This is a genomic window from Pyrobaculum sp., from assembly GCF_049971835.1.
In the GTDB taxonomy this organism is placed as follows: domain Archaea; phylum Thermoproteota; class Thermoprotei; order Thermoproteales; family Thermoproteaceae; genus Pyrobaculum.
This window is the reverse complement of sequence record NZ_JBMFKV010000065.1, coordinates 1-10,337: the sequence shown is the minus strand read 5'-3', so window position 1 is coordinate 10,337 and position 10,337 is coordinate 1. Positions and strand designations below refer to the sequence as shown.

Sequence of the window (10,337 nt, the reverse complement as noted above, 5' to 3'; positions counted from 1 at the left end):
GCTTGTACCTCAACCTCCACCTCTGGCGGGCTCTGGCTGGCATCTACCTTTGTGTAGATCTCCCGTGTGGGGGTGCCGAGGGTTTTGCCCTCCTTGAGGGCCCAGAACAGCAGGGTGGCGTATGCGTTGTCTACCTTCTCCGCGCTTCCGCTGAATTTGGTAGAGGCCATCTTAGCCGCCGGCAGGGTCTTGTCGCCGTTGGGGTTTGGGGTGAAGATTTCCACAACCATCTCGTGCTCCTCCTTGCCGTGGAACACCAGGATGGTGTTGGGCTTCAAGTCGCCGGTCAGCGCGGCTCTGTTAGGCACCTTCTTCACGACGCCGAAGCCCCTAACCTCCTGTACCTCCTTTACCTCTACCTTAGACATGGCGCGGATCTTCTACATGGTATATTAATTTATTGCTCTTTAAACCAGCTGTGGTTGCCAACGTGGCAAGCGCTCCTAAGCCGGAGGAGGCCGCCCGCCTCATAAACTCTGGGAAGAGGCGGGGTGTCGTGGTTGTGGTGGGGATCTGCGAGGTGTCATACACGGGGAGGGCCGCGGCGGCGCTGGGGCCTGGGCGCCGCCTCCTAATTTTAAAGAGAGACGGGACTTTGTTGTTACACGAGGCTGAGAAGGCCCAGCCGAAGATTTGGAACCCGCCTGGTAGCTCCACTGCGGCCTACGTGGAGGGAGGCGTGCTCGTGGTGAAGAGCGTCAGATCTAGGCCTTTTGAGACTGTGCGGGTGGTGTTTCGTCAGGTGGATTTCGCGGCGGCATTCGACGTGGGGACGTCGGAGCTCGCCCTCGTCGGGACAGAAAGCGACGTGGTGGAGGCCTTGGTGAGGAACCCCTCTATAATTGAGGAGGGGCTGGAGGTGTTGGGGGTCGAGGTGCCGACGGACGTCGGCCACATAGATATCCTAGCCCGGGACAGAAGCGGCAGGTATGTAATTATCGAGGTGAAGAGAGACGTAGCTACGCATGACGCGGTTTTCCAATTGGCGAGGTATGTAGAGCTCTACAGGAGGAAGGGCCACGAGGTGAGGGGGGTTTTAGTGGCCAGCGACATCTCCTCCACAGCGCTTGAATATTTAAAAAGATATGACTTGGTATTTGTAAAGGTCAATCCGAGAGAGTTGACAGTATCAACAAATAAAAATACACTAAGTTCCAAGTAAGCTGTTGAACTTGTAAAGCAGAGGATTCTAGGAGTAGTCTTGTTCATAATTATTGAGGCGTAATTTTCTGTATAGTTTTGATATCTAGTTTAATTGATTTCTTAACAAATTTTACATAGGTATAATTAGGTTGTTTCATGGAGTTCAGGTAATATGTTAAAATTCTCAAGCGATTTTTAAATACGTATACGTATACGTACGTGTTTAGAGTGATGGTTAACCGGGAGAGGGGTAGGATTCTCGTGACGGGGAAGGAGAAAGATCTCGGGTTGCTGGACGAGGGGTGGGAGCTTGTCTACGAGTCGTTTGACTGGGAGGACGCTTTTGAATACGCTATGGAGATAGCAGACGACGAGATTGTTGAGTGGTACTACGATGAAGAAGTCAAAAAGAAATTTGTAAAAGGCTTATCTATAGCTACGTAGAATTTCGGTTATAATATACGCCGCTCTAAGCGCCATCTCGCGGGGGATAACTAGCGGCGGCGCTATCCTCACGGTGGAGAGGCCAGCCCCGATGACAGCCACGCCACGTTTAAACGCCTTTAAGAGAACCTCGTCGAGATACTTAGCGGGCCTCCTCTTCTCGTCTAGGAGCTCGACGCCTATCATCAAGCCTAGGCCTCTCACGTCGTGTCTATCCCCCACCTCCTCCAAAAAGAATTTTTTCAACTCCTCCCCCAGCGCCTCGGCGTGTTGCATAAGCCCCTCCTCTTCGATAACCTCTATCGAGGCGAGGGCCGCGGCGGCCGCCACGGGGTTGCCGCCGAAGGTGTTGGCGTGGGACCCCCGGGGGAGAGACATAACCTCAGCCCTCCCAACTATGGCTCCGAGGGGGAGCCCCGCAGCTATTGCCTTAGCCGTCGCCACTAGGTCCGGCTCCACGCCGAAGTGCTCCACGGCGAACCACCTCCCCGTCCTGCCGAATCCCGTCTGCACCTCGTCGACGGCGAAGAGGATGCCGTGTTCCTGGGTGAGTTTCCTAAGCCCCCTTATGAAGTTTCTGGGGGGCACCACGTAGCCCCCCTCGCCCTGCACCGGCTCGATAATCACCAGCGAAACCTCAGAGGGGTCCACCAGCCTCTTAAATACCCAGTCTTCTAGAAACGCCAGGGCGTATTCGCCGCACTCCTCTGGGGTGGAGGCCTTGAAGGGGCAGTGCACCGGGTGTGGATAGGGCACGTGTATCACTCCGGGGACCAGCGGCGAGAAGTGCCGCCGGTGCACCGGCTTAGAGGCTGAGAGGCTCATAGAGCCGTAGGTCCTCCCGTGGAAGGCCCCCATAAAGGCGATTACATACGGCCTCTGCCCCTTGAAGTACCCCCTGGCGATTTTCAAAACCCCCTCCACCGACTCGGTGCCGCTGTTTGTGAAAAACACCCTCTTACTACCCGATATGGGGGCTATTGAGGCGAGCTTCTCCGCCAGCTTAACCGCCACCTCGTAGTAGAAGTCTGTGAGGGAGTAGTGGAGGAAGAGCTCCGCCTGCCTCTTGACGGCCTCCACGACCTTGGGGTGGGAGTGCCCCACGTTGGCGACGGCGATGCCGGCGTTGAGGTCTATGTATAGGTTGCCGTCCACGTCCTCCACCACGGGGCCGTAGCCCCTCGCGACGACGAGGGGGTACCACCTCGTGAACGACTGCATTATTAGCTCCTCGTCTCGTCTGACGACCTCCAGCGCCCTGGGGCCGGGGGGCTCCACTACTATACGAGGCACCTCCTCAGGGTTGATGGGCCAGTGCCATTTAGGCATAAATAAGCTAAATTCATCTATATATAAAGACTCACACTTAAAACCCAGAGGGCCGGGGGGCGTGGTGATGAGGGCTGGGTTTCCGAAATGTGGCGACTTAGGAGCCAGCTGATCCGAGCTCCTGCCTAATTTCGTTGAAATAGCTCTGGTAGCCCACCTCCTCTATCTTCCTAATCACGTTCTCATCCCCCTCCAGGACTACGCGGCCTTCGGCCATTACATATACCCTCGTCGGCTTTATGAATTTCAACACCCTGGCGTAGTGAGTGGAGAGCAGAATGCCGCTCCCCGAGGCGGCCAGCCTAGTCACAGCCCTGCCAACAGCCGCTATGCCGTCTATATCAAGGCCGCTGTCCGGCTCGTCGAGAACCGCGAATTTGGGGGAGATGAGGAGGGCTTGCAACACCTCAGCCCTCTTGAACTCCCCCCCGCTGAAGCCTGCCCCCACCCCTCTGTTGAAGACCTCCGGCTTAAGCCCCAGCTCCGCCGCCAGCCTCTGGGCCTGCGCCAGCACCTGGGGGTTGGGGTCCGTGAGCTTCTTGCCGGCTCTTATGTTCATCATGGCTTGTAGAAGGAAGGCGAATCTAACCTCGGGCACGGCCACGGGGGACTGGAACCCCACGAATATGCCTCGGGCGAACCGCTCCTCTGGGGGTAGCTCTTTTATAGATTCGCCGTCTAGTAGAATGTCGCCGTCTAGGACCTCGTATCTCGGGTTGCCCGCAATTGTCTGGAATAGTGTCGATTTGCCGCTGCCGTTGGGCCCCATCAACACCACCACCTCGCCCGTGGCGACTGACAGCGACACTCCCTTGAGGATCTCCCTGCCGCCCACCGCCACTCTGAGGTTCCTGACCTCGAGTTTATGCATGTGGCAGAGTCGAATAGAAGTTATAAAGCAGTTTTGTGAAAGGCTTATAACTGTCAATCGCGGCCTTCTCCATGCAGGAAATGGAGTCTCTCCACGCCACGATTAGCCATGTGGAGTCTGTGGAGGAGGCGCTCGGCCTTGAGAAGAAGTTTGCGTACCAGGTGGAGCTGAAGGGCCGCATTACTAGGGATATGGTGGAGGAGGTTAGCCGCCTCAAGGGGGAGCCGGACTGGATGAGGAGGCTTAGGCTGAGGATGCTTGAGCTTTTTGAAAAGCTCCCAACGCCGAGGTGGGTGAGGGCTGTGGAGGAGATAGATCTGGAAGCTCTTGTGCATTACGCAAAGCCTCAGGTAGAGACCGCGTCGAGCTGGGACCAGGTGCCGAAGGAGATTAGGCAGTACTACGAGAAGCTGGGTCTGCCGGAGATAGAGGCTAAGGCCCTCCTGGGCCTGGGGGCGCAGTTCGACAGCGAGATCATCTACTTCAACTTGAAGAAGAAGTTGCAGGAGAGGGGCGTCGTTATGCTCCCCATGGAGGAGGCCGTGAGGCGGTACCCAGACCTCGTGCAGAGGTACTTCATGAAGGTGTTTCCGCCTGAGCATAAATTCGCCGCGCTCCACGGCGCGTTGTGGTCCGGCGGGGTCTTCATATATGTGCCCCCCGGCGTGAGGATTGAGCAACCCCTCGAGACCTTCTTCTTCATAGGCCAGTCGATGGAGAGCCAGATGGAGCACTCAATAGTGGTGGCCGACAGGGGGGCCTACATCCACTGGATAGAGGGGTGCTCCGCGCCCCGTCTGTTGAAGTACTCCTTCCACAACGGGATGGTGGAGGGCTACGCCCACGAAGGCGCCACGCTGAAGATAACCACGGTGCAGAACTGGTCGCGCAACGTGGTGAATTTCAACAACAAGAGGGCAATCGCAGAGGCGGGGGCCAAGGTGCATTGGGTAGAGGGCTCCATCGGTAGCAAAACCACCTACACCTTCCCCTCCACCGTGCTCAAGGGGGAGGGGGCCTCCACCGAGATAGTAGGCATAACCGCGGCCAAGGGGCCCCACTGGAAGGAAAACGGGGCCAAGGTGTGGCACCTAGCTCCGCGGACTAGTAGCAGGGTGGTGAACAAAAGCATATCTGCCGAGGGCGGCGTGGCGGTGTACAGAGGCGTGGTGCACGTCCAGAGAGGCGCCAAATACGCCAAGTCCCACGTGCAGTGCGACTCGCTAGTCCTAGACAAAGAGTCGGCGACGCTGACGGTGCCCCACGACCAGGTATTCGAGGAGACCGCCGTGGTTACCCACGAAGCCACCGCCTCGACGATATCCGAGGAGAAGCTGGCGTATCTAAGAGCCAGGGGGTTCACAGAAGACGACGCCAAGGCCGCCATAGTACTGGGCTTCGTCGGAGACATCCTAAAAGACCTGCCGTTTGAATACGCAGTGGTGCTCGGCAGAGTCATAGAGCTGGAGTTCGGAAGACTGTCTAAAGTCGGCTGACACAACTTAAATACCTAGAGTTTAACTACTGTGTGTCTCTCTGCACATTTGAAAAATTTTCCCTCTGCAACCCCCATGTGGATAAGGGGGAGGTTTTGAAGACGGCGCTAGAGATCGGCGAGGCGCTGGGGGCCTCTCCCTACGACTTGATAGGCCTAGCCGTCGCCTTCGGCGCCGATCCGCTGGAGGCAAAGAAGAAGCTGGCTCTGGAGATCTCCGGCCACGTGAAGAGGCCCGTGGCCACCTTCCTGGCTAGATACGGCAGAGTGCACGGCTATGAGAAGGTGGAGAGGGAGCTGTTGAGGCTCTACCAGGCGCAGAGGGGGGACTGCATATGTCCAGTGGCCCCCCTTGCCCCCCTGGGGGGCGGGGGGTACATAGTCCAGAGACCCTACGGGGTGTACATATGCGAAGGAGGCGTCTGCAGAGAGGTGGCGCCGGAGCCAATAGCCCTCTACGAGCACCCCACCGGCTGTATGTTCTATAACCCACCGCTGGTTTTGACAGACCAGCCCGTAGCCGCCGTGATCAACGCCTTGAGGCAGTTAAAAGTCGCCGAGCCCGAGCCGGTGGCCAAAGCCCTCCTCCCGGGGCTCTGCAGAGATCTCTGGGGGGTCTACGTGCCTTAATGCATATAGGCATAGTTAGGCCTTTTGAGGTAGAGTTTAACCCCGGGGACGTCGCAGATCTGGAGGAGGCTGTTAGGAGGCGGGGCCACACTCCCGTGAAGATCTACGTAGATATGCTGGAGGTGGGAATTGAGAGGGGTGTCTTGAGAATACGGCAGGCCGTGGGGAGGGGACAGCCCGTCGCCGTCGAGGCGCCCGGCGCCGTCCTTAGACATCTGGGGATTTTCCGCGATTTTGAACAGTTCCTCTACAGAGTGTGGGCGGCGAAGGCGCTTGAGGAGGCCGGCGTCTACGTAATGAACCCGGTGTTGCCGTGGGTGGCGGCGGGCGACAAGATGGCAGCCTTGATGAAGCTGGCCAAGGCCAACCTCCCGGTGCCCCCCACCGTCGTGACTGAGAACATGTTCATAGGCTACAGGGCGGTGGGGGAGTTCGGGAGGGCCGTCGTCAAGCAACTACGCGGCGCCATGGGCTACGGCGTGTTTCTAGTGGACAACCCAGACGTGGCCTTCCACATATTCTCCATGCTTGTAAATATAAACAAGCCGATATACGTCCAGAAATTTCTTGAAAAAGGCGGCGGCGACTACAGAGTAGTCGTGGTCGGGGGGCGCGCAGTCGGCGCAGAGTTCAGGAGGGCCGAGGGGTGGAAGAGCAACGTAGCCCAGGGCGCGAGGCCCGAGCCCGCCAAGGCCACGCCGGAGCTTGAAGAACTCGCCGTAAGAGCTTTGGAGGTGCTTGGACTAGACTACGGAGGCGTGGACATCGCGGAGACAAAAGAGGGCTACTACATACTAGAGGTAAATCCCACAATGAGCTGGCAGGGCTTTAAACAAGCAACAGGCATAAACCCAGCAGAACACATCATAGATTACTTAATAGAGAAAATCAGAAGGTAGACCCCCACGCCACGTATAGGAAAATACATGGCTAACGCCTAGTTTGGAGACGCTGGATGTGCGCCTGCGCGTATCTCAACGACTTCGCTATTTGTAATGCCGCCCTCAATACTTATTGTGTTATGTCTCCGCCGCTATATAATGTGTATCGCGGAGTTCGTAAAAAGCTCCTGTGGGAAGCCCGGCAACATGATGATGCGTCTAGCCGTGAAAAGGTTAGTGGAGGCCAGCTTAGGGAAGCCCGTTGAGAAGGCCTTAGACAAGGAGTCGGCTGACATATTTCCATTTTTGTATGGGTGCTGACGTTAATATCGGAGTTAGCCGCGGCTACTTAATTACACGCCCTCTACGATTTATGTCGGCGTTGCCAGATAGGGAAGCTGAGCAGTTCGCCGGGCCGGCTACAATATCAACGCCGCCTGGCTTTCCGTAGCTATAATTGCGGTTGCCACCGTCTTGATTAAAGAGAGTAACACATGGATTGGTTGGATTGGAAAAGCCTTTATTGACAAGATCTGTACACGTGGCCGAAGGCGGTGACCGCTTCGCCTATGGAGGACGGAGGAGGCGGCCTGGCAAAGCCCATGCGGATCCTCAACTCATTCAGACAAGCCTAAAAAACACTAGATTGTAGAGTTAAAAATAAAAGGCGGCTAAATTCAGAGGCTGGTGAAAATAAATACATTTACGTTATCGTGTCAACGGCCTCTTTGAGCTCAGCCAGCCGACGTGTCCCGATTGATATAGTGAGGCGACAATCTCTAAGCCACATCGCTAGCGGCGTTTAAAGTCCTTTGAAAAAGTCACCTCGTCTGGATATCCAAGACACGGGGACGCCATCCCCCATCCCTCCGTAGATCTTGAAAACAAGCAATGCGGTTGCTACGCCTCTGGTCGACGGTTGCGGTGTCGATTCTATACTCTACCCCTTCGACTTTTCACTACGTATAGTGCCGGATCCCTCGAGGCTGGGGACAGGCTGGCCGCTGGAGGCGGCTGACGGCGCGTTTGTCAAGGTGTCCGCACCCAGGGGATGGTGGATCAGTCCGTCGCGAGCACGTCATGTATCGGCTTTGGTACTCGTCATCACGTCTAGATCAACGGCTCTGGTTAAATTTCTTATAGACGCCGCCACGGCCCTCGCCCGCCTAGAGGTGCCCACCGCCTTGACCGTGTAGCAACCGTTCAGCAGGGCGACGGCGGCTCTGACCCTCCTCGCCACGTCTCTGGGGACGCCTATTACCAACACGTCGTCGTACATGGCGATCAGCCTAGGCGGGTGTATCAACGAGGCGAAGCCCACCAGCGGGTACAGCCCGAGCAACTCCACGTAGCAGGCAGCCGGGTCCGCACTCCTAATGACGAGGTAGCGCCACTTAGTCATTCTTGCTTGCGACGAGCTCCGTCAGCACCGCGAGGGAGTTTTTAAAAGGGTAGACCCAGTCGTCGCCGCCGCTGAGCTCCACAAGAAGAGCCGCCACGTCCAGCGGAGACTTGACATCCCGGAGGCCCTCCACGGGGGTGGAGAAGACGACAGCCTCAGGCTCGAGGACTTTGAGCCACTCGGCGAGGAGGGCTATGTCGGAGAGGAGGGGTTTGAGCTGGAGCTCCACATACTTCCCATACCTCACCGCGGCCCTGACCTGATCGCGGGTGAGCGGGGCGTGTGGGCTTACCCTGATGAGTTGCACGTCCGGCTTGTAGACGTAGACGTTGAACTTATCCCTACCTCTGGCCTCCGCCCACTTCACATCCACCCCCCGGACAAAGGGGGCCAGCAGACTCGTCTCGGCCTCCTCCCTCAGCAAGACGGCCCTGACCCCCACCTCCCACAGCGCCCTCTCCACAGCCGGCCCCGGCGACGCCAAGTCCCACTCCACAAACCCCCTCCTCACCACGACGCCAGACACGGGACACATATGGGGCTTATTTAAAAACAAGCCTCACCCTGTGCAGAGGCCGCCTCTTGTCCTAATCTTAAGCCTAACGACGTCGTCGTGGTCCACAGCCCTGACCTGGCCCCTCGCCAGGGCCTGCTTGTCTAGCCTTAGGTAGTACAGCCCCTCACCCTCCCCCCGGGAGGCCGGCACCTCTCCGCTGAAGGCGGCGCAGAGCTTGTCGAGGAGGCCGTCGCAGTCCTCTACGTACGACGTGGCGAGGTATATGGGGTTGCCGTGGTGCCCTTCGTAAACCTCAACCACTATGGGGAGGGGGCCGAAGAAGTTGCGGAGCGCCTCGAGGACCCTTTCCAACGACTCCGTGGCGTGTATTATGACGCTGATCTCGACGTATCTACACCGCACGGAGCTGGGCGGCTGGGGGTTTATAGCTGTGTCGCGGCGGGAAAAGCTTATAAAGACGGCTTAGCACTGGGCCGTGGCTCGGTCGGCGTACAGCTACATGGCCATGTGGTACAGAAAGCCAGGTAGGGAGGTGCACGAGCGGTTGATGAGAAAAGTGTTGATAGAGTGGAGGAGGGCGCCCTCGATTGTGAGAGTGGAGAGGCCCTTCCGGCTGGAGCGCGCCAGGAAGCTGGGCTACAAGGCGAAACAAGGCGTCGTGGTCGTGAGGGTGAGGTTAATAAGGGGGCCCTTCAACAGGAGGAGGCCCGACTCGGGGAGGAGGGCCAAGAGGATGGGCGTCTACGGCATAGCGGCGTGGAAATCCTGGCGGCAGGTGGCGGAGGAGAGAGCCGCCAGGAAGTTCCCCAACCTAGAAGTCCTCAACAGCTACTGGGTGGCAGACGACGGCGTGTATAGATATTTCGAGGTTATATTAGTCGACTGCAACGCCCCCACCGTGAGAAGCGACCCGCTCTACTCCAGCATATGCGGCAAGGAAGCGCCCAGGAGGAGGGTCGCGAGGAGGCTGAGGGAGAGGCAGAAGAAGACAATCGAGTACCTAAAGAAGACGTTGCTCCCCAAGCTCAAGGCGGGGCAGTAAGTTTTTAAACACAGACACGTTTTACACCACCGCGACGGGCTGGGAGGGCCGCATACGCGGCGCCGCCGTGAGACAGCCCGACGGTGTCTGGGGACACCTCTCCCTCTTGAAGCGGAGAGCCCTACGCCACCCCCGGTCCTCACCGGGTTGGACTACCCCCTCAGCTCCCGGAAGAGGTGGCCCACGTACGCTAGGTTGAGCCCCCCTCTGCCGCGTAGCGCGAAGTCGTATAGATACGCCGAGTTGACAGCCCTGGCTAGGTTGTACATGGAGAAGAACCAGGGCGCGTGCTCCGGCTTGCCCTGGAAGAAGATGTACCGCGGCGCGCCCCCCTCGCCGTATATCCACACCTGGGCATCGCCTATATTTATCTTCGAGACCTTGCCCTCGGGTCTGCAACCCACCGCGGCGTAGAACCTATCCCTCCCCACGGCGTACTCCAGCCTCAGCCTCCTACCAGGGGTCTCGAGCCCCATCATGGAGGCGTAGACGTCTGCGGCGGCGAACACCCTCTCCAAGGCCCGCATGGGCGTGTAGAGACATCCGCCCCAAGCGTCGCGGAAGCCCCCGCAGAGGGAGTAAT

Annotated in this window: 12 protein-coding genes and 1 pseudogene; 6 read left to right on the top strand and 7 right to left on the bottom strand. The window is 58.0% G+C overall.

What is annotated here, in order from left to right; all coding sequences use genetic code 11:
• Positions 1-368, bottom strand: a 368-nt coding sequence (locus ACP5J3_RS07185) for a transcriptional regulator (RefSeq protein WP_428495059.1), incomplete at its 3' end; no start/stop codon positions are given.
• A gap of 50 nt (positions 369-418) precedes the next feature.
• Here ACP5J3_RS07185 and nucS point away from each other — a divergent pair.
• Positions 419-1,162: an endonuclease NucS gene (nucS, locus tag ACP5J3_RS07180; RefSeq protein WP_428495058.1), complete on the top strand. Its 744-nt coding sequence runs from the start codon at positions 419-421 to the stop codon at positions 1,160-1,162.
• Between the two features lie 200 nt (positions 1,163-1,362).
• Positions 1,363-1,587 carry a hypothetical protein gene (locus tag ACP5J3_RS07175; RefSeq protein ID WP_428495057.1) on the top strand — a complete coding sequence of 75 codons (225 nt, stop codon included), beginning with the start codon at positions 1,363-1,365 and terminating at the stop codon, positions 1,585-1,587.
• Here the strand turns inward: ACP5J3_RS07175 and ACP5J3_RS07170 are convergent.
• On the bottom strand, positions 1,570-2,916 hold the full coding sequence (locus ACP5J3_RS07170) for an acetyl ornithine aminotransferase family protein (protein ID WP_428495056.1): 1,347 nt from the start codon (positions 2,914-2,916) through the stop codon (positions 1,570-1,572). The genes ACP5J3_RS07175 and ACP5J3_RS07170 overlap by 18 nt on opposite strands.
• Before the next feature lie 97 nt (positions 2,917-3,013).
• Positions 3,014-3,787 carry a Fe-S cluster assembly ATPase SufC gene (sufC, locus tag ACP5J3_RS07165; RefSeq protein ID WP_263246813.1) on the bottom strand — a complete coding sequence of 258 codons (774 nt, stop codon included), beginning with the start codon at positions 3,785-3,787 and terminating at the stop codon, positions 3,014-3,016.
• A gap of 71 nt (positions 3,788-3,858) precedes the next feature.
• On the opposite strand from sufC, the gene sufB reads away from it, so the two are divergent.
• Genes sufB through ACP5J3_RS07150 form a run of 3 tightly spaced genes read left to right on the top strand, consistent with a single transcriptional unit; the run spans position 3,859 to position 6,811 of the window.
• Positions 3,859-5,283, top strand: a complete 1,425-nt coding sequence (gene sufB / locus ACP5J3_RS07160; RefSeq protein WP_428495055.1) for a Fe-S cluster assembly protein SufB — start codon at positions 3,859-3,861, stop codon at positions 5,281-5,283.
• A gap of 32 nt (positions 5,284-5,315) precedes the next feature.
• Entirely contained in the window at positions 5,316-5,912 is a 597-nt protein-coding gene (locus tag ACP5J3_RS07155; RefSeq protein ID WP_428495054.1) for a hypothetical protein, read from the top strand.
• A complete protein-coding gene (locus tag ACP5J3_RS07150; protein ID WP_428495053.1) occupies positions 5,912-6,811 on the top strand; it encodes an ATP-grasp domain-containing protein in 900 nt (299 codons plus the stop codon). The genes ACP5J3_RS07155 and ACP5J3_RS07150 overlap by 1 nt, the downstream gene beginning before the upstream one ends.
• 1,060 nt (positions 6,812-7,871) lie before the next feature.
• On the opposite strand, the gene ACP5J3_RS07145 is transcribed toward ACP5J3_RS07150, so the two are convergent.
• The 3 genes from ACP5J3_RS07145 to ACP5J3_RS07135 are packed head-to-tail and all read right to left on the bottom strand — an operon-like array spanning position 7,872 to position 9,114.
• Entirely contained in the window at positions 7,872-8,195 is a 324-nt protein-coding gene (locus ACP5J3_RS07145; protein WP_428495052.1) for a hypothetical protein, read from the bottom strand.
• On the bottom strand, positions 8,188-8,730 hold the full coding sequence (locus ACP5J3_RS07140) for a hypothetical protein (protein ID WP_428495051.1): 543 nt from the start codon (positions 8,728-8,730) through the stop codon (positions 8,188-8,190). Before ACP5J3_RS07140 ends, ACP5J3_RS07145 begins: the two co-directional genes overlap by 8 nt.
• A gap of 24 nt (positions 8,731-8,754) precedes the next feature.
• On the bottom strand, positions 8,755-9,114 hold the full coding sequence (locus ACP5J3_RS07135) for an RNA-binding domain-containing protein (RefSeq protein ID WP_428495050.1): 360 nt from the start codon (positions 9,112-9,114) through the stop codon (positions 8,755-8,757).
• Positions 9,115-9,187: 73 nt separating this feature from the next.
• Here ACP5J3_RS07135 and ACP5J3_RS07130 point away from each other — a divergent pair, with 73 nt between their 5' ends.
• Complete coding sequence (locus ACP5J3_RS07130) at positions 9,188-9,754, top strand: 50S ribosomal protein L15e (RefSeq protein ID WP_428495049.1); 567 nt, start codon at positions 9,188-9,190, stop codon at positions 9,752-9,754.
• Between the two features lie 152 nt (positions 9,755-9,906).
• On the opposite strand, the pseudogene ACP5J3_RS07125 reads toward ACP5J3_RS07130, so the two are convergent.
• Positions 9,907-10,337, bottom strand: a pseudogene (locus tag ACP5J3_RS07125) (hypothetical protein); the annotation flags it as partial.